Consider the following 21,432-nt stretch of genomic DNA (forward strand, 5'->3'; position numbering starts at 1 on the left):
ACTTTTGCGAGTTTTTGATCAATTTACGACATTTATTGTGATCTTTTTACTTGTTATTCTATTCACATTAAGGAAATGAAAGCGATTTATTGAGGAGAGAGAAATGGCAATTATTTTAGAAGAACTATTCATACCCAAGGATACAGTCAAAGAAAAGATTGATCTATTAATTGATAATCTGACAACAATTAAAGACAGCAGTGGAGAATTCATCCTAGATTTTGATGGATTGAAGGTCGATGATAAAAGCTGGACCATCTGGAATTGGCCACAGGGAGTGGGCTTATACGGTATTTACAAAAATTATCGGATAACTAAAAATCCAGCCGCTTTGAAAGTCGTTACTGATTGGTTTGAGGCTCGCATGGAGGAAGGCGCACCGCCAAAAAACGTTAATACGATGGCACCTCTATTGACGATGGCTTATTTGTATGAGGATACACAAGACACACGCTATATCCCTTATTTAGAGCAATGGGCTGAATGGGTGATGCACGACATGCCGCGAACAAAGGAAAATGGACTGCAGCATGCGACTTATGGGCCTGAAAACAAGAATCAGCTGTGGGATGATACGTTGATGATGACGGTTTTACCATTAGCGAAAATCGGAAAATTGTTTAATCGTCCAGAATATTTAGAAGAAGCTCGTTATCAATTTTTGATTCACATAAAATATTTGATGGATAAGAAGACTGGCCTATGGTATCACGGCTGGACATTCGAGGGGAACCACAATTATGCAGAGGCTTTTTGGGCACGTGGTAATTGTTGGTTAACTATTGCAATTCCAGAAATTATCGAAATTTTGGAATTGCCAAAAGAAGATGCTTTACGGAAGTTCTTGCTTGAAACCTTAGAGGCCCAAGTTAGAACGTTAGCAGAATATCAAGCCGAAAGCGGGTTATGGCATACTCTGATCGATGACCCAACTTCTTATGAAGAATCTTCGGCAGCAGCTGGATTTGCTTATGGCATCTTGAAGGCAGTGCATAAAAATTATTTACCGAAGAAATATGAGAAAGTTGCGTATCAGGCGATCGAAGGACTATTAGCGCAAATTGATGAAAATGGCACGGTGCAAAATGTATCAGTCGGGACAGGAATGGGAGACAGTTTAGATTTCTATAAAAATATTGGGATCACAGCGATGCCATACGGACAATCCTTAACGGTCTTATGTCTGACTGAGTTGTTAGTTTCTTACTGCTAAAGAAAAAGGAGCAAAACGATGAAAATTAGATCATTGATTTTAACAGCAGCAGCACTAGTTACAACGACATCTTTATTAAGCGGCTGCAGCAATACGAAAGTTGCGGCAGCTGACGAACAGGCGATAACACTCCGCTATGCCTATGCTTCCAACAGTCAACCCGTCGTTGATTCAATGAAGGAGTTCGGTCGACTAGTAAAGGAAAAGACAAATGGAGCAGTCGAAATCGAATATTATCCAGATGCGCAATTAGGTGGAGAAACTGAATTGATCGAGCTGACCCAAACGGGAGCAATTGATTTTACTAAAGTAAGTGGTTCTGCGTTAGAAAGTTTTTCGAAGGATTACTCGATCTTTGGCATTCCGTACCTATTCGATGATGAAGAGCATTTCTTCAAAGTGATGGAAAACGAAAAAATCATGAATGAAATCTATCAGTCAACCAATGACCTAGGCTTTGTAGGTTTAACTTATTATGATTCTGGGCAACGAAGCTTTTATATGACCGAAGGACCAATCAACAGTCCAGCGGATTTAAAAGGGAAAAAGATTCGGGTTATGCAAAGTGAGACTGCGATCAAAATGGTTGAACTGCTTGGTGGATCAGCGGTTCCGATGGGAAGCAATGAAGTGTACACCTCGTTGCAATCAAACTTAATCAATGGTGCGGAAAATAATGAGTTCGTTTTATTTACGGCTGGTCATGGCGGAGTAGCGAAATATTACTCCTATGATGAACATACCCGTGTGCCAGATGTGGTGATAATGAATGATTCGGTCAAAGAACGTCTAAGCGCAGAACAATACAAAGCGGTAGAAGAAGCCGCAAAAGAATCGACTGAATTTGAAAAGAAAGTCTTCAAAAAAGCGATCGAGGAAGAAAAGAAGATTGCGACCAAGGATTATGGTGTTCAATATAACGATGTCGACAGCGCGCCGTTCCAAAAGCTCGTTCAACCATTACACGATGAATTTAAGAACAATGAATACTATCGTGAACTATATCAAGAAATTCGAGCATTAGCAGAAGGGTAGGAGAAGTTAAATGAAAGCGTTTAGAAATGTGCTGGACAAAATCATGGAGATTATATGCTCTACAATCTTAGCGGCAATGGTTTTGCTTGTCCTGTATCAAGTGTTTGCTCGAAAGGTCTTGAACGATCCCAATACAGTTACGGAGGAATTGGTTCGCTTCGGTTTGGTTTGGGTTGCGATGCTAGCGTCAGCTTATGTCGTGGGAAAAAAGGGTCATTTATGTGTCACCTTGCTAAGCGATAATTTGAATGAAAAGGGGAGACGGTTTTTGGAGATCATCGTTCAGGTTCTCTTTCTATTGTTTGCCGCAGTCATCATGATTTATGGCGGTTGGCAGGCATCCTTAGTAACGATGGGACAAATTTCTCCTTCGTTATCGATTCCTATGGGGTATGTTTACTTAGCAGTTCCAGTATCAGGAGCGATTATGCTGGTGTATAGTTTGATGAACTTATTCGATAGAACACCTCAAACAGTTGAAAGTGAGGCGGAGTAGTTATGGCTTTAGAAGCTGGTCTGATTCTTTTTGTCATTTTTGCAATTTTGTTAATCGTTGGAATGCCGATTGCAATTAGTATTGCTGTTTCTTCAATTTGCACCTTGTTGTTAGTGATTCCTTTTGAAAATGCGGTCTTTACCTCTGCGCAAAAAATGGTCTCTAGTTTAAATAGCTTTTCACTGATTGCCATTCCTTTCTTTGTACTGTCAGGAATCATAATGAATAATGGCGGAATAGCGGAAAAATTAGTGAACTTTGCGATGCTGTTTGTTGGACGAATCCCTGGTGGTTTAGCACATACCAATGTTTTAGGAAATGCGCTTTTTGGCTCAATGTCTAGTTCTGCGATTGCTGCTTCCACAGCGATAGGCGGAGTGCTGGTGCCTCAACAGGTAAAAGCTGGCTATGATCGAAAATTTGCTACGGCAGTAAATATTGCCTCGGCCCCTACTGGAATGGTGATACCGCCTAGTACGGCCTTTATCATGTATTCATTAGTTGCTGGTGGAGCGTCTATATCAGCTCTTTTCATGGGTGGTTATCTTGTTGGGGCATTGTGGTGTATTGGGATTATGGTCGTTGCCTTTGTCCATGCGAAACGTAACAACTACAAAACAATCAAAGGATCTGAAAAGGGGACGGTGGGAAAAGTTTTAAAAGAAGCGATTCCTAGCGTAATGTTGATCGTAATTATTATCGGTGGGATTCTTTTTGGTCTGTTTACAGCAGTCGAAGCCTCAGCGATCGCAGTAGCATATTCCTTGTTGATCGCGATGTTTTACTACAAAACGATCACTGTCAAAGATATTCCTCAAATGCTGGTAGAAGCGGTTAAAACAACAGGGACGATCTCGTTCTTGCTAGCCACTTCATCAATGATGTCGTTTGCGATGGCCTTTACTGGGATTCCCCAAGCCATCAGCGGAGCGATCTTAGGATTAACAACCAACAAGATCATCGTACTATTGTTGGTCAACATTGTCTTATTGCTTGTTGGAATGTTTATGGATGTAGGTCCAGCAATTTTGATCTTTACACCGATCTTTTTACCGGTGGTGACAAGTGTTGGAGTGGATCCAGTTCATTTCGGGCTGTTTTCGATCATGAATTTATGTGTAGGGTCAATCACGCCACCTGTAGGAACTGGATTATACGTAGGTGCCAGTGTGGGAGGCGTCAAGGCTGAACAAATGCTGAAACCGTTAATCCCATTTTATGTCGCTATCTTAGTGATTTTATTATTGATAACCTATTGTCCAGCGCTTGTCATGTGGCTGCCGAATATCGTGGGGTAGAAAATGTTAAATTTAGCTATTCGTGGACATGATCTATCTAACGTAACCACCGTGGAAGCACTCGCTGAAAAAACACAAGTACAGAATATTCAAACATTGCAATTGGCACTAGGCCTTTCTTTTCCGGATTGGCCTAGTGATGCTGAAAACTTAAATCCTGGGTTAGGACAAAGCGTTAAGGGGATTTTGCGGAAAAGAAATATTCAAGTAGGAATTTTAAGCTGCTATATCAATATGATCCATCCTGATAAAACATTACGGGAAGCGGCGTTAACGAAATTTGAAAGTTACGTCCGCCATGCACGCTATTTTGGCGCGACGATGGTGGCGACTGAAACGGGAAATGTGCTGCCGGAGATTTGCTATACAGAGAAAAATTTTACCGATGAAGCCTTTGAAGAGATGGTTCAAGTGATTAAGCGCTTGGTCAAGGTTGGAGAGGAACAACAGATGCTGATCGGAATTGAACCGGGCTTGAATCATCCTCTGTACTCGTTAGATCGGGTAGAACAATTAATCCAACAGATCGATTCGGATTATTTAGGCATCATCTTAGATCCAACGAATTTGATCACCAGCGAAACCTATCAAAATCAAGTTACTTTGGTTGAACAAGCCTTTGAACGATTTGGTGAAAAAATCGTTGCGGTTCATTTGAAGGATTATCAAATTCAAAAGGACAAGCTTATTCCAGTAAATCTAGGTTCTGGGGAGATTGATTACCCAGCAATCTGTCGTTTAATCGCTAAGAAAAAACCAGGGTTGTTTGTTGTATTAGAAGAGACGAAGGATCAAGCGATTCGAGAAGCGGTTCAATTAATTGAACAGGTATTAATAAAGGAGCGATAGTAGTGCAGCGTGTAGAACTAGTAAAAAAAATCGAGTCAGCCGGAGTTATTGCGGTTGTTAGGGGAACATCAAAGGAGCAAGGAAAAAAAGCATGTGAGGCACTAATTGCTGGAGGAATGAAGGGGCTTGAAATTACCTTTACCCTACCAAAAGCAGATGAGGTTATCGAAGAGCTGATTGCAAAAAGAACTGATACAAAGATCGTGATCGGAGCAGGGACGGTTTTAGATGTCATTACTGCACGCTTAGCGATTTTAGCAGGTGCCGAATTCATTGTGAGCCCTACCTTTGATCAAGCAACAGCTGAATTGTGTAACTTATATCAGATCCCTTATCTGCCAGGCTGTATGACGATTACAGAAATGAAAACAGCGCTAAAAGCAGGTGTAGATATTGTAAAACTATTCCCTGGTTCAGCATTTGGACCAGCTATTCTTTCAGCCTTTAAAGCACCTTTGCCGCAGCTTAACATCATGCCAACTGGCGGTGTAAGCAGTGAAAATTTAGCTGAATGGTTACGTGCAGGCGCGATTGCGGTCGGTGCCGGGGGCAAGCTGTTAGCACCTGCAGAAAAGGGTGACTATCAACAGGTAACAAAAAATGCGGAGGAATACATGAAAGAGTATCAACAGTTTAAGGAGACGGTAAATGAGTAAAGTTGTTACACTGGGAGAGATCATGCTGCGCCTTTCTACTGAGATTGGGCAGCGTATTTCAACAGCGCAGTCATTTCTTTCTCATTACGGAGGAGGCGAAGCAAACGTAGCGGCTTCTTTAGCTCAGTTCGGACATTCCGTGGTTCATGCGACAAAGGTCCCTGACAATTTGTTGGGGACTACGGTTATCCAGCAGTTAAGAAGACAAGGAGTGGATACCTCAGCGGTTTTAGTCGGCGGTCCACGTTTAGGAACATATTATCTGGAAACTGGGATTGGCAGTCGAGCTGCAAAAGTGATATATGATCGTGCAGGATCTAGCTTTGCACAAATAAGTAAAAATGAATGGTCTTCAGAACTTTTATCAGATGCAGAAATTTTGCATTTGTCGGGCATCACTGCCGCATTAACTCCTCAATGGTGTGATTTATTGGTTGAGCTGATGGAGATGGCTCATCAACAAGGCTGTAAGGTAAGCTTTGATGTCAACTATCGAGGGAATTTGTGGAGCCAAGAAGATGCTGGGACTGCTTTAACTAAATTATTGCCTCACGTTGATTATTGTTCCGCTGGAAAACTAGACGCGATTCATTTGTTAGGAATCGAACCGTGTTCTGAATCTGAAGATGAGCTCGTATATTATTATCAAGCTATAAAAGAAAAATACCCATCAATCGAAGGGCTGTATTCAACGAAACGTCTAGTTCATTCCGCTTCTTCACATGAATTGACAGGTACTTTTTGGCAAGCGGGATATTATGAGTCAAGTACGTACAAGCTAGACCCCATCGTAGACCGTGTCGGTGGCGGAGACGCTTTTTCCGCCGGAGTATTGCACGGGATATTGACTGGAATGAGTCCGCAAGAACTAATTGAATTTGCGACAGCAGCGGCGGCTTTAAAGCACACAGTCTGTGGGGACAGTAATCAGTTTACAGACAAAGAAGTCACCGCTTTTCTAATGAATAAATCTGGAGCAATCAGTCGATAAAAGGGAGGTTTCCTTGACAAAAAAGGCATTTAGAATGACACTGTATCCTGGAGCAATAAGCTATTCCATTTTCTTAGATTCAAAGAGCAATACTCTTTTCGGCTATCTTGAAATTGAAGATGAAGAAAAGTGGGCACTTGTTCCGACTACAGCGATCAATCGAAAATGGTGGACATACATGAAAGATTTAATGGAGACCAACACCGATGATTCACCAATCAGCCACGATTTGGAACAGGTTTTTGAGTTATAAATCAAAAGCGACAACCTTCGTTTCTGATTCCAATATAAATGAAAAGTCGACTCCAATTGAAAGACGTTCTTTCAATTGGAGTCGACTTTTTTAATTTAATGCCTTTTCTGCTTCTGTTTGAGCCATCTTCGCTGTTACATGTTCGTCGATCCGCAAGAATGGCAGATAGATGAACACACTTACTGCGATAATGATAATTTGCAGAACCGCAGCACGCCAATCGCCGCCGGTTGCCAAAAATCCTGAGATGACTGGTGGGGTCGTCCAAGGAATCTGAACAACCACATGATTGATCAGTCCTGCAGCTGTTGCAAAATAAGCGGTAACCAGTGAGAAGATTGGTGCCAAAACGAATGGAATAATCAAGCTCAGATTAAATACGATCGGTAGTCCGAAGATGATCGGTTCACTAATATTAAATAAGGCCGGTGTAACAGACAATTTAGCAAAGTCTTTATAATCCTTCCGACGACTGAATACGAAAATAGCGATCAATAGGGCGATCGTATTGCCAGATCCGCCCATCACGGCAAAGGTATCCTTGAAGGCCATATTGATAATATGCGGAATTTGTTCATGATTGGCGTAAGCAGCCATGTTTTCCTGCATATTTTGCAATAAGAAGGGATCAAGTAAGGAGCCGGAGATTACCGCCTGATGAATCCCAAAACCAAAGAACAAGTTCGCAATGGAGGTAATCAGCACAAACCCAGGCAAGCCAGTCGTTACATGACTTAGTGGACCTGTGATTGCCTTAGTAATTAAGCCGTTGACGTCCATGTTGAACAATTGATTCACACCGAAGGAAAGGATCGCAAACACTGTGACCGTGATCATAATCGGAATCAATACATTGAATGACTTCAGTACAGCAGGCGGGATATTCCCAGATAGCTTAATCTGTAATTTCTCATTCGTGGACAGTTTAATGAAGAGCTCAGTAGCTAACAGACCAACAAAGATGCCGACGAACATGCCAGAAGCACCCGTATGTGAGCCGGGAATTACACCAGTGACTTCGATTGCTTTTTTCGCATTTTCCGGCGTGAACATGGTTTTCATCGGTGTTAAGACGATAAACGTTGAGATCGATACTAAAACAGCTGCAATATGATTTGTATAATTTCTGCTGACACACATATGATAGGAAACTGCAGCGACGACTAATAAGGTCGTGATACTTAACGTACCGTTAGCAATGGACATGCCGATCTCTTGAATCTTCATTAAGGTTGCAGGCGCAATGATTTTCCCCATAAAGCCGGTTGGTTCTAAGATGACGTAGTTGATCAAGGTGACGAAACCAGCAAGCATCATGAAGGGCATGAAGGTAGCGAAGGCATCACGTAATGTCCGCATGTGGATTTGATTTCCTAGCTTCGTCGCGATGATACCGAAGCGTTCAAAGAGCTGTTCCTTTTTATTTGTTTTCTCCACGATAGATTCTCCTTTTTCATTATAAAGTTTTTGTAAGCACTTACCTTGATTACATAATAAAACGAATTTGAGATAAAGTAAATACCTTTTTTAAAAAATATATATCTTTGTCTTTAGGCGGATAAAAAAAGAGCCGATTTACTCAGCTCAAGGAATCAATTCTCTACAAAAACAGCTTCAAAAATAAAGTCTTGATACAAGTGACGCGTAATTGAATATTCAAAAGGGGTTCCATTTGCTAAAGAAACACTCTTTTCGACCTCGATCATAAAGTCGCCAACCTCAATCCCTAAGATTTTGGCATCAAATTCTGTTGCAAGCACCCCCTTCATCCAGACGTGAGAAGCATTAATTTCTAGATGTAGTTCATCACGAATATAGGAATAAACGGATCGTTTCAAGTGTTTTGGTTCTAATCCTGGAATAATCGAAAGCGGCATAAACGTTTGTTCTAAGGAATACGGCTGCTGATCAACAAAACGGCTGCGGATGATATTATAAATATATTCCTTCTCATTTAGCTGCAGCATTTCAGCCACTTTTTTAGAGGGGAGCTCAATCGAAAAGGTATGGATTTCTGAATCTACATGCTCTTCACCCACCACACTCATCAGACCCTCGTTAGGTCCAAAGACCTTTGAATTGTCGATTGGTTTACGCAAAACCTCCGTACCAAAGCCGCTTCGACTATGTAGAACGCCTTCTGAAACTAACATGTCCAACCCTTTTTTGACCGTTAGTTTACTAGTATTATACTGTTTAGCCAATTCAGTACCGGCTGGCAGCTTTTCTCCAATCGCGTATGTTCCGTCCTCGACCTTTCTTTTAACGTCTAAATAGACCTCCATATATTTTGCATTCTTTCTCATCGTCTCCTCCTTAAATAAGCAATTAAAGATATAAATAATTATATACTTTTCAAAGGTTTAAGCAATGCTTTTGCTAACAAAAGAATAAATAAAATTTAAAAGTATATTCTTTTGTTTTAAAAACTATTCCATTTATTTGGAAGCGATGTTATGATGGAGTGGCAAACAAGAAAGATCATTTTAGGATGCCGTTCTACTTGGTATCCGTAATATGAATGAGGAGGACACGAATGAATAAACAGCAATTAACCTTTCCAACGGATTTCTGGTGGGGATCGGCTTGGTCAGCAGAGCAATCAGAAGGGCGAGGGGAAACAGGAAAAGCAGAAACCGTTTGGGAACGCTGGTATAAGGAGCAACCCTATCGCTTCTATCAAGGAGTCAGTTCAGAAATGACCACCGACCATATTCATCGCTACAAAGAAGATGTCCAATTAATGAAACAAACAGGACACAACTCTTTCCGCGTCTCAATCTCTTGGGCACGGATGTTTCCAGCGGATGGTGTCGGTGAGGTCAATCCTAAAGCAATTGAATTTTATCGTGACCTATTTACCGAGATGAATAATAATGGTATCAAGGTATTTGCGAATTTGTATCATTTTGATATGCCGGCAGCGCTGCAGGATAAAGGCGGCTGGGAATCGCGGGAAGTGGTAGAGGCATACGTGAATTTTGCTGATACTTGTTTTCAAGAATTTGGGGATTTAGTTTATCATTGGTTCACCTTTAATGAGCCGTTGGGTCCGATCTTAGGTTCCTATTTAGAAGATTTCCATTATCCAAATATTATTGACTTCAAGCGTGGTGCACAAGCAGCCCACTTTACAGTCTTAGCTCATGCAAAGGCAATCGCAGCACATAAAAAGCGTAATCTTGAGAGTAAAATCGGCGTCATTTTAAACTTGAGTCCGACATTTCCACGTAGTCAAAACCCGGCGGATGTGAAGGCGGCAGAAATTGCGGATCTATTTTATGTCCGCAGCTTTCTAGACCCAATGGTTAAAGGTGTGTACCCTGAAAAATTAGTCGAGTTGCTGCGAGAATACGATCAGTTGCCGGTTGATTATACTGAAGAGGACATGACGTGCATCAAGGAGAATACCGCTCAAATCTTGGGCTTGAATTATTATGAGCCAAAACGAGTGAAGGCACGACTAACAGCTATCAATCCAGAAGGACCGTTTTTACCGGATTGGTTCTTTGAGAATCATGTGATGCCAGGCCGCCGGATGAACGAATACCGCGGCTGGGAAATTTACGAAAAAGGCATTCACGATCTATGCATGGATATCAAAGAAAACTATGGCAATATTGAAGCCTTTATCTCTGAAAATGGCATGGGTGTCGCCAATGAAGAGCGTTTTATGGATGAAACAGGCCAGGTGATCGACGACTATCGCATCGAATACATTCAAGATCATCTAGCTTATTTATGGAAGGCGATCAATGACGGCTGCAATATCAAAGGGTACCATCTGTGGACCTTTATCGATTGCTGGTCATGGATCAATGCCTACAAAAATCGTTATGGTTTAGTCTCACTTGATTTACCAACACAAAAACGGACAATCAAGAAAAGCGGAGAATTTTATAAACAATTAAGCGATCAAAATGGTTTTGAGTACGATGTGGATCGTTTAGTTTAATAAACGAGAAAACCAATCTGAAAGGGTTGGTTTTTTTGTTGGAATTTGTTTTTTTCGTGTGGAGAACGTTGTATCGATGGTTCTTCTTCTTTAAAATCTGAATTAGCACGTGACAACGAGGAGGAGCAAGGAATGAGTCAAAAAATCTTAGCCGTTGATATTGGCGGAACAGCAATAAAAAGTGGATTATGGCAATCCGATGGACTAGTCGAACTACCAAGTGTTGATACTCCAAAAACTTGGGAGGAAATGAAAGCGTATTTAAAAACATTGGTAGACGAGCATCAGATTACCGATGGTGTGGCGATCAGTGCCCCAGGCGCGGTGGATGCTGAAGCAGGGGTAATTTACGGGGTAAGTGCCGTTCCTTATTTGCATCGATTTCCGATTAAACAAGAATTGGCTGACTTTTTAGGTGTGCCTGTGTCATTTCAAAATGATGCAAACTGTGCCGCGTTAGCAGAGGTCTGGCAGGGAAATGCGCAAGGGCTAGGCTCAGTTGCGCTAATAATCATCGGTACCGGGATCGGCGGCGGTGTCATCATTGATGGAAAATTGCGGACGGGGGCGAATCTATTTGGCGGCGAGTTTGGCTATCAGATCATGAACCATGATACGCTGGAAACATTGAGCGATCTAGGCAGCCCGGTGGCGATGGCGAAACGCTATTCCAAGCTCAAAGCAGACGACCGTGAGTATACCAGCAAAGAAGTTTTTGATTTGGCTGAGGCGGGGGATGAAATGGCGAAAGAACAAATTGAGCAATTTTATAACGCTCTCAGTATTGGAATCTATAATGTATTGATCTCACTAGATCCCGATCGGGTACTGATCGGCGGCGGAATCTCGACACGAGCAGATCTATTGGTAAATCTGGAGGAGCGTGTACAGGAGCTGTTGTTGGAAAAAGGCGCGAAGGAATTGAAGTTGTCTATCATGCCTTGCAAATTCTTGAGTCAGGCGAATTTGATCGGTGCTGTTTATCAATTTATTACCGAACAGGAGTAAAAATAAAAACCACTTTCCAATGGGAAGGTGGTTTTTATTAGTCTGTTCGCATAAAAGGAAACGGCGCTTTGCTGATATTGCCGTACTCATCGGCTCTCAGGTAATCGACTTCAACATGGGGATACGCATCCAATTCTGCTAGATGATTCTTTATTACCGGAACTAACAGCAACAGATCAATTTCCACCTCTCGTAAGAGCTGTCTCGCTTGGGCCAAGGTTGCTGGCCGCCACTCATAATCGGGATAAAGAGTTGAAATGTTCTTGATCATATCTGCCGTAGCATAGTCTTTTGCAATAAAGCCCCATTCTTTATCTTGTGCAAATTGATAGCGATGGACAACAAGCAGTGCTTTCTTCATAGGATTTTCCTCAGATCGATTATTTTCTTTTATTGTACCTACTAAATGAGGCAATCTCAAATATTAAATGAAACGCTTTACTTCTTAAATTGTGCCTTTTGACTGGATTTACAGTGAAAGTTGGCGTAAATTACGAATGGGAATTTTCTAAACCTGTTTGAAACGTTGAAAGTGAGTGGTTTATTTGAGGAAATTAGATTTAGCGAAAACAGCATTGGTCGTCATTGATTTGCAAAAAGGCATCATGGGCACTGGCGCACTGAAGCCCTATTCAGCAAACGAGATCATTGAAAAAAATAATCAATTAGCCGAAAGTATAGAAAATACAGCAGGCTTAATTACGTTAGTTAATGTTGATCCAACAACGATGCGATTTTTAAATAAAGAAGACAGCGGCAAAGCGTATGGGAATGTTCCAGCTGATTTTACAGAATTCGTCATGCCTATCGCTGAGGATGAGGAGGCTAAGAATGTTCTTAAAGTAAAAAAACACAATCCAGGCGCTTTTTTCGGCACGGATTTGGATTTGCAATTGCGGCGACGAGGAATTGATACGATCATTTTAACCGGAGTAGCCACTGCTAATGGTGTATACGCGACTGCTTTAGATGCTTATCAATACGGTTATGATGTGATCGTAGTCGAGGATGCCTGCGGAGATCGTGAGGAAGAGCTGCATCACATTTTCTTTGATAAGATGTTTCCGAAACTAGGGCAAACAATCCAGACGGCGGAAATGTTGAAAGAAATCGAATCGGCGAAAAAATAAAACTAGAAGATGGCTCCCTAAAAGATCAGATTTTTAGGGGGCTGTTGCTAAAGAATGACAAGTCTGTATAATTTTAAATGTAAGCGCGAACAAAGGAGGGCTTGTAATGGAAAAACATCTAGTCAAAATAGCGCCATTCTTCGAAGCACGCATTTGGGGCGGCAAGCGGATGCTGGAAACCTTCAATTATCAGACCGATATTTATCCAATTGGGGAAGTCTACAATGTGGTTGCCTTGCCGGGAGCGGCGGACTGTCCAGTCGCTGGTACTGATCTGACACTTTCTCAGCTGTACACGCACTATCCAGATTGGTTTGAGTGCGAAACAGAAGAGCTGCCGATTCGCGTGAATTTGTTAGACCCGCTGGCTGATTTATCCGTCCAGCTCCATCCAGATGACGCTTATGCCTTGAAGCACGACAATTCACGAGGAAAACCAGAAGCATGGGTAATCCTAGATACACCCGCGGATGGCAAGATCGAGTTTGGTCACCATGCAAAAACCAAAGAAGAGTTTGCGAAATGGTCACATGCCGGCGATTGGGGCAAGTTGTTGAAATACTTGCCTGCTAAGAAGGATCATTTTATTGATATTCCCGCAGGCACATTGCACGCCATCAATCGCGATGTCTTGACCTATAACATTTCTCGTAATGCGGATTTGACCTATCGTTTGTATGATTACGGGCGAGTGGACCCAAATACCGGAGAAGAAAGAGAGTTACACATCGATAAAGTATTGGAGAATGTTTTAGTTCCGGATACTTCAGAAGGATTTGTTTGGATCGAGCCCTATCAACAGAACGGCTGTGAAATCACTGATTATTGGGATGAACCGGGTTTATATAGCTTGAGTCGGATTAAAACAAAAGAACAAGGAACCTATCAGCTTACTCGTTTTGCTTTTATCACCGTAGTAGCTGGTGCAGGTAGGGTGAATGGGGTCCCAATTTCGAAAGGGGAAACAGTCTTAGTTCCCGCGGGGATCGAGCACTTGGAATTTGCTGGAGTAATGGATATGTTTGTTGCCAGCTATCAAAATAAGGGGGCGTAAGATGGAGACGAAAGAAGTCGCCTACAGGGCGGCAATGGAGCTGGAGGAGACGTTGAAAAAAATTGATCAACAGCAGATAAATCAATTAGTTAACGAAATCAAACAGGCCAAAAGAATCTTTGTTTCAGGTGCGGGCCGCTCACTCTTAATGCTGAAGGGGTTGGCAATGCGTTTGATGCATTTGGGCTATGAAGTATACATCGTTGGGGAAGTGACTACGCCAGCCTTTTTATCAGAGGATCTCTTGATTCTTGCCAGTGCTTCAGGCGAGACCACTTCTTTAGTCAATACCGCAAGTAAAGCCAACAAAATCGGTGGTAAGATCATCAGTCTGACTATTTTTCCAGAATCAACATTAGCCAATTTATCTACGGGAATTATTCGAATTCCTGCTTACACTGACAAACTGCCGGAAAGTGACGAGAATCAAAAAGGGATTCTGCCGGGTGGAAGTATGTTTGAAGAAGCGGTTTTGCTATTGGCAGATTCTATGATCGTTGAACTAGCACTAGAACAAAAGGTGCCAACTGATCGAGCATTTGAAAAGCATGCGAATTTAGAATAGGGGGGCAAATAAATGAAGTTACAACTAGCAATCGACGAATTAACTCTTCCTGAAGCATTGGAAGCTCTGAAGAAAATCCATCCCTATATTGATATTGTTGAAGTAGGAACACCCTTTCTAATTGATGCTGGCCGCGAGGCTGTTCGCCAGATCAAAGCGACCTATCCGCAGCTTGAGGTGCTGTGTGATGCTAAAATCATGGATGCTGGTGCTTATGAAGCACAGTTGGCTTACGATGCTGGGGCGGATTATGTGACTGTTTTAGGCATCACCGATAATTTAACAATCAAGGGCTGTGTTGAGCAGGCTCAAAAGCAAGCGCGTCAAGTCATGGTGGATTTGATTTGTGTGAAGAATTTTGCTGAACGAGTGCCGATTATTGAAGCAATAGGAGTGGATATTATCGCGGTCCATACGGGCGCGGATCAGCAGCAGGCAGGTCGAACACCGCTGGAGGATTTGAAGGAACTGAAGCAATATACAAAAGACGTTCAAGTAGCAGTTGCCGGGGGAATCAATGCTGAGACTATTGAAGATTATGTAGCGCTAGATCCGGATATTGTGATCGTCGGCAGTGGGATATTGAAGGCGGATGATCCAATAAAAGGTGTAAAAGATATCAAGGCGGCCATGAACGAACATCCTTAGTTTTGGATTGATTTTCTTGTATAATGAAGTGAATCAAACATATGAAGGAGCAGTTATGAAAAAGGTCATTATTATTGGAAGCCCAGGTGCGGGGAAAAGTACCTTTGCGCGAAGTCTCAGAGAATCGACCGGACTGCCATTATACTATTTGGATATGTTATGGCATAAGCCTGATCAAACAACTATAGCCGATACAGAATTTGATCAGAAATTACGGTCAATCCTGGAAAACGAGCAATGGATTATTGATGGAAATTACCTGCGAACATTGGAGTGGCGATTAACTGCCTGTGATACAGTTTTCTTATTAGATTATCCTTTAGAGGTTTGCCTTTCAGGTGTTGAGTCACGTATTGGACAAGCTCGCGAAGATCTACCGTGGCAAGAAACGGCATTCGATCCAGAGTTCAAGCAGTGGATCATTGATTTTGAAAAGGATCAATTACCGCAAATCAAGGCGTTGCTTGATCAATACCAAGAGACCAAAGAAATAATTGTTTTTAAAACAAGAGCGGAGTCCGAGAAATATTTGCATCAAACACTTATTGGCTAGGAAAGTTTTTGTTGAAAGAGGAGAAAGCGAGCAGTTTCAGAGAAAATATAAGCCTCTAGTATTATTCAGGGATTCATGTCTGCTACTGTTACTCGAGGATTGATTTGAATAGATGAAAAAACGCCTTATTACTTAGGCGTTTATTTTATCGTATGGGGTATCTTGAATTTGATTTGCTGTTTCCTCAATTTCAATCACCAGTTTTACTCCTGTATCAAAATCTTTAATAAGAATGTCCATTAGCTTAGCTTCTAATCCATGAGGCTTTGATCTTCCCTGAGACCAGTTTTGAAAAGTACGTTCATTAACATTTAATAAATCAGGGAGATTCAGGTGTTTTTGTTTTGCCTTTTGCTTTACTACTCTTATTTGATAGGCATACTTTCGGTTTTCTTCTTTGGTTTTTTCACGTTTTTTTCTAGCAATATTTAATTTATGCTCTTCTAATTGTTGAGCTAAAATGGGAGTAAATTTTTTTAATGATTCTGTAACTAGCACATCGTCTTTTTTTTCTAAGGTAATAATTTTTTCCAGCTCATTATCTGAAATGCCCATTTTTTTAGCAAGCTGTTCTGATCCCCAATTCATACTATTAGAAATCGTGAGCAACTCTTCTGTTTTATCTTCGTATGGAATCGTATCCCAAAAATTTGGATTAAAAATACTCGGGTTTATCGACATTCAACTCATCTCCTTTACTAACATGGACAGCAAACAACAGTTCAAATTTATGCACGCGAATCATCTCGAAAGCTTCCGAATACCTATTTTCGCTTGTGATTCCTTTGTCAAAAAAACATAAAAAATATTTGTTAACAGTTTCAGTAATGAAACGATTTACTCCTCTATTAGGGACTGAATTATTACCTATAAGAAAAAGTCCGCGAAAAGCAACACTCCGTTGTCGCAAGAAATTCCTCAATTCTGTAAATTCAGGAATTGATTTATTGATTAGCTCTTCTCGCAAATCAACTCGAAACTCGAATATTGACGTATCATGATTGCTTCGACTCATATGCTTAATGAATCGGATTTTTTTGAGAAAGATAATCTTTCCGCGATAGTTGATAGTCAGGTCACTCTTTTTTATGTAAGTAATTTCTCCATGATACTCTCTTTTTTGAATATTCTTATTGTCAAAATCAGAAAAGATAGTATGATCGATTCGATCTAGTTCTTTAAAAACCGATTCAAGGATGGCTAGTTTTAACTCTTCTAATTCTTTTTTTGAATCTAATCCTGTTGGAAAACGACTAAATTCTGTTGAAGCTCCTTTGAAACTTTCCTTGGGGAAATTCCGAAACTCATAAGAGTTATAGGGTTCTAGTAAAGTAGGTGAAACATTGATTGTCATATCTTTACCTCCAATTATACGCAAATTGCGCTTTTTTTCAATTGTGATAAAGGAAAATTGATTTTTTTCGAATCCAATTCGCTATGAAGCTCTTTTTTTATTTACCTCTATCAGTATAAAATACGAAATCTAATCAGTTAAACTAGTGGAACTTAATGTGAAAAAATGTTTATTATCTTTGTTAAACAAAGGCTCCTCATTGTTAAGTCAAGAGCAGGATCAGAGAACAAACATAAAAGGAGTTGGGAAAGTTCCCAACTCCTTTTACAATTGCTTAATTTGCTTTAAGAAATTTTGAAAGTCGCTTTGCTGCAGAATCGCTTGTTGGATATCCTCGCGTTCCATTAATTCCAGCAGCAGACTGTAGATTTCTTCTGTATCTTCGTAGTCTTCTTTACTAATGGCAAACAGGAAAACAAATTTAACTAGATCGCCGTCGCCCCAATCCACACCTTCGGGCAGTACCGCGACTGCTACCGCTGAGCGCTTGGCTAACAGGGACATTGGATGGGGAATTGCCAACCATTCATTGATATTGGTTTGATTGATGGCTTCCCGTTTCATGATACTATCGTGAAATTCTTCGGGAACAAAATCCAGCTGGAATAATTGCTGCGTCATTTTTTTGAGTAGCTGCTCTTTGTTTTCTACGTCACCGTAAAAATAAAACTCCTCTCGAAACAACGAATAGATTTCACCGTTCGCTTCATTAAAATTTGCTATGAAGTTCTCGATTTTAACGATTTCTTTATCTAATTTTGCCATATTGATATAAATATGAGGCACACTTAATTGCTCTAACGGCACGGTCGTGATGACAAAATCAATCGTGGATAGATTGCATTGCTGCAGCTCTACATAGGAAAGCCGATCCACTACCTCAAGGGTATCCTGATAATTTTTATTGATCTTGGCTTCGATGATCCGACTCATAGCACGCCCTGTTCCGCAGACAAGAATCACCCGATATTTTCGATTATTGCTGACTGAGTTTCGTTCCATCGCGCCTGCGATATGCAAGGCGATGTAGCCCACCTCGTCTTGTGAAAAATACAATCCATGCTTTTCCCCTAATATTTCTAAGTGGGTCAGGCACAAATCATAAGCCTGTGGAAAGGACTTTTTAATCGTCGCCAACAGAGGATTGCTGCGGCGGGCCTCCATCAGGTTCATATTAATAAAGCCTTCAATATGTGAGGTTAGATCCTCCACCAGTGTTGCGTCCTGAACCCAATCGAAGTTTGACGTACGCTTAATCGCCTGCAATAACTCTTCAACTAGGGTTTTCGCTGTTTCTGTCGAAGAGGTGCTTGTCAGTTCGGTTTCAACCAGACGTGGTGCATTTAATGCCAAATAGTACGTGAAATATTCCTTTTCATCAGCGGTCAATTGAATGTCGAAGGCGCGATCAATTTCGGCTAAAAAATGACCGAGAGCAGCTTTAGCTTCCTGCTTCAAGATAGGAACGCGTACAGGAAAATCAGTGATGACATGCCCATCAAGAAAACGACTTAACGCTAAGGCAAAATGCGAAAGAATATTCTTATGATAATAATCCGAATCCAATAATCCCAAAGGTGCGAGGGATTCAAGCTCCAGCTGTTGTAAGAGGTCAAGATCGATATTGTCAAATAGAGCCAACTCCATCTCCGTAAAGCCCACTAGATATTCCTGTAAATCTTTTTCGATCAATAAATCGCTGATTGCCTGCCGCTTTGCAAATTCATTCCCTAGAAGCTCAAACCCAATATTGGGACGATTGATGATCTTCAATTGATAGGTCAACAAATTGTCGCGAGCGGTTTTTAAATAAGAGTAAAAGGTATTTTTGCTAATGAACAGACGATCCAAAAAATCATCCAACGATAAAGGGGTTTCATTCTTAAATAGAAGAAACAGTAAATAAGCTTGGCGTTCTTCACTGGTCGTTAAAAAAGATTCGGCAGAGGTCATACTTTCTGTCCACCAGTCGTTGAACTGTTCTTTAGAATGAACCGTTAGTAAATAGCCCTGGCCGCGAAGGAGAGTGATCGTGGCACCGACATTGCTTAATAGATCATTTAGATTGGCAATGTCCGTTCGCACGGTTCGTTCAGAAATCGAGAAGCTTTTAGCTAATTCCTTCATCGGCAGCGGAGTAGTTTGTTTGGCTAATAATTCTAGTAGGTCATCTAAACGCTGATAAGCAAGCTTTGACACGTATTTCACCTCCGATTCTTAACCCAATCATACAATATAGAAGAAAAGATTGAAATCGTTCCGCCGTACTGGATTTTTCCAAAAGAGTTGGCAATCCTTTTGGAAAACGCTTTACTAATGATTGCCAAATTAGTTGGAAATTGGAAGTGTTTACACGAGAGCCCAGAACTCGTAAATTAAACGTGTAAAGCGAAACGTTACATGAATCGAATCAAAAACTAAACAATGGAGAAAGGAGCATCCGATATGGACTTTAATGAAGCAACGATCCTTTTGGATGTAGCGGTCGCTTCGAAGGAAGAACTATTTGAAGTTATTGCGAATTATGCCTATAAATCAGGTTTTGTCGCAAGTGCGGCTGAGACCTGCGAAGCTTTTAAGGAACGTGAAGCAGAGTACTCGACGGGCTTGCAGGATGGCTTTGCGATTCCCCATGCGAAAGCAGCTACCGTTTTGAAGCCGACTGTTCTGTTCATTCGCTTGAAACAGGAGATCGAATGGGAGACCTTCGATGATTCCGCGGTAAAAAATGTTTTTGCGTTAATGGTTCCTAAAGAAGACGAAGGGACGGTTCATCTGGAAATGCTGAGCCGATTGGCGACGGCTTTACTGGAAGACTCGTTTATCCAGCAGGTGCAACAATCAGAGGATAAAACACAATTAGTTGAATTAATTAAAAAAGAAATGATTGGAGAGAGGATCAAATGAAAATAGTAGGAATTTCCGCGTGTCCAGCAGGCTTGGCACACACACCGATGGCTGCCAAAGCCTTAGAAAAAGCAGGTGTGAAATTAGGCTATGATGTCAAAATAGAACAACAGGGTTCGTTGGGACAAGTCAACACGATCACTGAAGAGGAAGCAAAAGAGGCTGATTTTTTACTGTTGGCAACCGATCAAAAGGTTGTCGGTTTAGAACGTTTTGATGGGAAACCGCAGCTTCGCGTGAACATAAACACCTGTATTAAAGCACCAGAGGCTGTTTTGAAGAAATGTATTGCTGCTGTTCAGCAAAGGCAAGCAAATTAAAGAAAAGGGGCAAGGATGATGAAGAAAGTTCTAGCAGAGGTAAAGGGCCACTTAATGAGTGGAATCAGTTTTGTGCTGCCGTTGATTATTGGAGCATCCCTAGTTGTTGCGATTCCCAAAATGATCGCACTTGGCATGGGAATAACGAGTTTAGATCCATACGCAAAGGCGGAAGGCTTCAAGCATGCGCTGTATATGATCGAACAGGTTGGTTGGACGGGGATTGGTTTAATTAATACGGTATTAGCCGGATTTATCGCCTATTCCATCGGTGATAAGGCCGCACTAGGCGCAGGCTTTATCGGCGGTGCGATTGCTTCAAGCACGAATGCCGGGTTCCTTGGAGCGGTAATCGCTGGTTTCTTAGCCGGTTACTTAGTGAAATGGTCGAAGGAAAAAATCAAATTGCCAGAGTCATTTGCAGGTGTGATGCCGTTAGTCATCTTACCATTGATCGCGACCATGTCTGTGGCGATCGTCATGGGGGCACTATTATCGGAGCCGTTAGCCTGGATTAATACCAGTCTCGTTGATTGGATTCGTACTATGATCGAAAACGATGTGAACAAGATCTTGCTGGCTATGATCATGGGCGCAATGATCGGGTCTGACTTAGGAGGACCAGTGAACAAAGCTGCCTGGATGGCCGGAAATGTGTTATTAGCAGAAGGTGTTTATTTACCAGCAATTATTGTCAACGTCGCGATTTGTGCGGTACCGTTTGGTTACGCATTGGCAACCTTATTCCATAAAAAACGCTTCAACAAAGAATTATTAGATGCCGGACGCAACAACTTTGTGATGGGCTTCATTGGGATCACAGAAGGCGCCATTCCATTTACACTGGTCAATCCGCTGCGACTAGTTCCGATCAACATGCTCGGCGGTGCGATCGCATCAGGTTTGGGTATCGCGCTTGGCATGTACGCAAAAATGCCGCCAGTGGGAGGGATCTATGGCTTCTTCACAGTCGGAAACGGCTGGGCGTATCTGATTGGTCTATTCGTCGGAGCAGCCTTCATCGGCTTCGTTGCACCATTGTTTGTCAACTTCAATAAACAGGAAGAACAAACCGAAGAAGTTGAATTGGAAGATATCGATATCAGCTTTGAAAATTAATTCAAAAATTAATAGGCACTGGCGATGC

24 protein-coding genes are annotated in these 21,432 nt (G+C 41.5%); 18 read left to right on the forward strand and 6 right to left on the reverse strand.

From position 1 onward, the window contains the following. Positions 1–103 precede the first annotated feature (103 nt). From bglB to IGI44_RS02740, 8 genes are read left to right on the forward strand one after another with little or no spacing between them, the layout of a single operon-like run. On the forward strand, positions 104–1,213 hold the full coding sequence (gene bglB / locus IGI44_RS02705) for a beta-galactosidase BglB (protein ID WP_438786240.1): 1,110 nt from the start codon (positions 104–106) through the stop codon (positions 1,211–1,213). Positions 1,214–1,231: 18 nt separating this feature from the next. After that, a complete protein-coding gene (locus tag IGI44_RS02710) occupies positions 1,232–2,248 on the forward strand; it encodes a TRAP transporter substrate-binding protein (protein WP_438786241.1) in 1,017 nt (338 codons plus the stop codon). Positions 2,249–2,258: 10 nt separating this feature from the next. Further along, complete coding sequence (locus IGI44_RS02715) at positions 2,259–2,744, forward strand: TRAP transporter small permease (protein ID WP_438786242.1); 486 nt, start codon at positions 2,259–2,261, stop codon at positions 2,742–2,744. A 2-nt stretch (positions 2,745–2,746) separates the two neighbouring features. After that, a complete protein-coding gene (locus IGI44_RS02720; RefSeq protein ID WP_438786243.1) occupies positions 2,747–4,042 on the forward strand; it encodes a TRAP transporter large permease in 1,296 nt (431 codons plus the stop codon). Positions 4,043–4,045: 3 nt separating this feature from the next. Beyond that, positions 4,046–4,891 (forward strand): sugar phosphate isomerase/epimerase family protein, encoded by an 846-nt coding sequence (locus tag IGI44_RS02725; protein ID WP_438786244.1) that lies wholly within the window; start codon positions 4,046–4,048, stop codon positions 4,889–4,891. Positions 4,892–4,893: 2 nt separating this feature from the next. Further along, a complete protein-coding gene (locus IGI44_RS02730; RefSeq protein WP_438786245.1) occupies positions 4,894–5,547 on the forward strand; it encodes a bifunctional 2-keto-4-hydroxyglutarate aldolase/2-keto-3-deoxy-6-phosphogluconate aldolase in 654 nt (217 codons plus the stop codon). Then, positions 5,540–6,538 (forward strand): sugar kinase, encoded by a 999-nt coding sequence (locus tag IGI44_RS02735; RefSeq protein ID WP_438786246.1) that lies wholly within the window; start codon positions 5,540–5,542, stop codon positions 6,536–6,538. Before IGI44_RS02730 ends, IGI44_RS02735 begins: the two co-directional genes overlap by 8 nt. A 13-nt stretch (positions 6,539–6,551) precedes the next feature. Further along, the gene (locus IGI44_RS02740; RefSeq protein WP_438786247.1) at positions 6,552–6,791 is read left to right on the forward strand and encodes an L-rhamnose mutarotase; all 240 of its coding nucleotides are present in this window, start codon (positions 6,552–6,554) and stop codon (positions 6,789–6,791) included. 90 nt (positions 6,792–6,881) lie between these two features. Here the strand turns inward: IGI44_RS02740 and IGI44_RS02745 are convergent, their stop codons facing one another. After that, complete coding sequence (locus tag IGI44_RS02745) at positions 6,882–8,228, reverse strand: PTS sugar transporter subunit IIC (RefSeq protein ID WP_438786248.1); 1,347 nt, start codon at positions 8,226–8,228, stop codon at positions 6,882–6,884. 155 nt (positions 8,229–8,383) lie between these two features. Further along, entirely contained in the window at positions 8,384–9,097 is a 714-nt protein-coding gene (locus IGI44_RS02750; protein ID WP_438786249.1) for a GntR family transcriptional regulator, read from the reverse strand. A gap of 230 nt (positions 9,098–9,327) precedes the next feature. Between IGI44_RS02750 and IGI44_RS02755 the strand changes: the two genes are divergently transcribed. Then, entirely contained in the window at positions 9,328–10,746 is a 1,419-nt protein-coding gene (locus tag IGI44_RS02755; RefSeq protein WP_438786250.1) for a glycoside hydrolase family 1 protein, read from the forward strand. Positions 10,747–10,878: 132 nt separating this feature from the next. Then, positions 10,879–11,754, forward strand: a complete 876-nt coding sequence (locus tag IGI44_RS02760) for an ROK family protein (RefSeq protein ID WP_438786252.1) — start codon at positions 10,879–10,881, stop codon at positions 11,752–11,754. Between the two features lie 37 nt (positions 11,755–11,791). Here IGI44_RS02760 and IGI44_RS02765 read toward each other — a convergent pair whose 3' ends face one another. Continuing rightward, positions 11,792–12,115 (reverse strand): hypothetical protein, encoded by a 324-nt coding sequence (locus IGI44_RS02765; protein ID WP_438786254.1) that lies wholly within the window; start codon positions 12,113–12,115, stop codon positions 11,792–11,794. 175 nt (positions 12,116–12,290) lie between these two features. On the opposite strand from IGI44_RS02765, the gene IGI44_RS02770 reads away from it, so the two are divergent. From IGI44_RS02770 to IGI44_RS02790, 5 genes are all read left to right on the forward strand, one after another. Beyond that, positions 12,291–12,884 (forward strand): isochorismatase family protein, encoded by a 594-nt coding sequence (locus tag IGI44_RS02770; protein ID WP_438786255.1) that lies wholly within the window; start codon positions 12,291–12,293, stop codon positions 12,882–12,884. A 106-nt stretch (positions 12,885–12,990) separates the two neighbouring features. Beyond that, positions 12,991–13,938, forward strand: coding sequence for a class I mannose-6-phosphate isomerase (locus tag IGI44_RS02775; protein ID WP_438786256.1), 948 nt, complete (start codon positions 12,991–12,993; stop codon positions 13,936–13,938). A gap of 1 nt (position 13,939) precedes the next feature. Beyond that, positions 13,940–14,503 carry a 6-phospho-3-hexuloisomerase gene (gene hxlB, locus IGI44_RS02780; RefSeq protein ID WP_438786257.1) on the forward strand — a complete coding sequence of 188 codons (564 nt, stop codon included), beginning with the start codon at positions 13,940–13,942 and terminating at the stop codon, positions 14,501–14,503. Between the two features lie 12 nt (positions 14,504–14,515). Then, positions 14,516–15,151: a 3-hexulose-6-phosphate synthase gene (gene hxlA, locus IGI44_RS02785; protein ID WP_438786258.1), complete on the forward strand. Its 636-nt coding sequence runs from the start codon at positions 14,516–14,518 to the stop codon at positions 15,149–15,151. Between the two features lie 55 nt (positions 15,152–15,206). Beyond that, the gene (locus tag IGI44_RS02790) at positions 15,207–15,704 is read left to right on the forward strand and encodes an adenylate kinase (protein WP_438786259.1); all 498 of its coding nucleotides are present in this window, start codon (positions 15,207–15,209) and stop codon (positions 15,702–15,704) included. A gap of 132 nt (positions 15,705–15,836) precedes the next feature. Here the strand turns inward: IGI44_RS02790 and IGI44_RS02795 are convergent, their stop codons facing one another. The 3 genes from IGI44_RS02795 to IGI44_RS02805 form a co-directional block, all read right to left on the reverse strand. After that, complete coding sequence (locus tag IGI44_RS02795; RefSeq protein WP_438786260.1) at positions 15,837–16,385, reverse strand: helix-turn-helix domain-containing protein; 549 nt, start codon at positions 16,383–16,385, stop codon at positions 15,837–15,839. After that, positions 16,360–17,058, reverse strand: coding sequence for a hypothetical protein (locus IGI44_RS02800; RefSeq protein ID WP_438786261.1), 699 nt, complete (start codon positions 17,056–17,058; stop codon positions 16,360–16,362). Before IGI44_RS02800 ends, IGI44_RS02795 begins: the two co-directional genes overlap by 26 nt. 264 nt (positions 17,059–17,322) lie before the next feature. Then, complete coding sequence (locus IGI44_RS02805) at positions 17,323–19,257, reverse strand: BglG family transcription antiterminator (RefSeq protein ID WP_438786262.1); 1,935 nt, start codon at positions 19,255–19,257, stop codon at positions 17,323–17,325. A 246-nt stretch (positions 19,258–19,503) separates the two neighbouring features. On the opposite strand from IGI44_RS02805, the gene IGI44_RS02810 reads away from it, so the two are divergent. Genes IGI44_RS02810 through IGI44_RS02820 form a run of 3 tightly spaced genes read left to right on the forward strand, consistent with a single transcriptional unit; the run spans position 19,504 to position 21,404 of the window. Further along, positions 19,504–19,965 (forward strand): PTS sugar transporter subunit IIA, encoded by a 462-nt coding sequence (locus IGI44_RS02810; RefSeq protein ID WP_438786263.1) that lies wholly within the window; start codon positions 19,504–19,506, stop codon positions 19,963–19,965. Then, positions 19,962–20,285 (forward strand): PTS fructose transporter subunit IIB, encoded by a 324-nt coding sequence (locus IGI44_RS02815; protein WP_438786264.1) that lies wholly within the window; start codon positions 19,962–19,964, stop codon positions 20,283–20,285. The genes IGI44_RS02810 and IGI44_RS02815 overlap by 4 nt, the downstream gene beginning before the upstream one ends. A gap of 18 nt (positions 20,286–20,303) precedes the next feature. Next, positions 20,304–21,404: a PTS fructose transporter subunit IIC gene (locus IGI44_RS02820; RefSeq protein ID WP_438786265.1), complete on the forward strand. Its 1,101-nt coding sequence runs from the start codon at positions 20,304–20,306 to the stop codon at positions 21,402–21,404. Positions 21,405–21,432 lie beyond the last annotated feature (28 nt).

Origin of the sequence: Enterococcus sp. DIV0756, assembly GCF_051710745.1 — a bacterium.
Taxonomy (GTDB): domain Bacteria; phylum Bacillota; class Bacilli; order Lactobacillales; family Enterococcaceae; genus Enterococcus_A.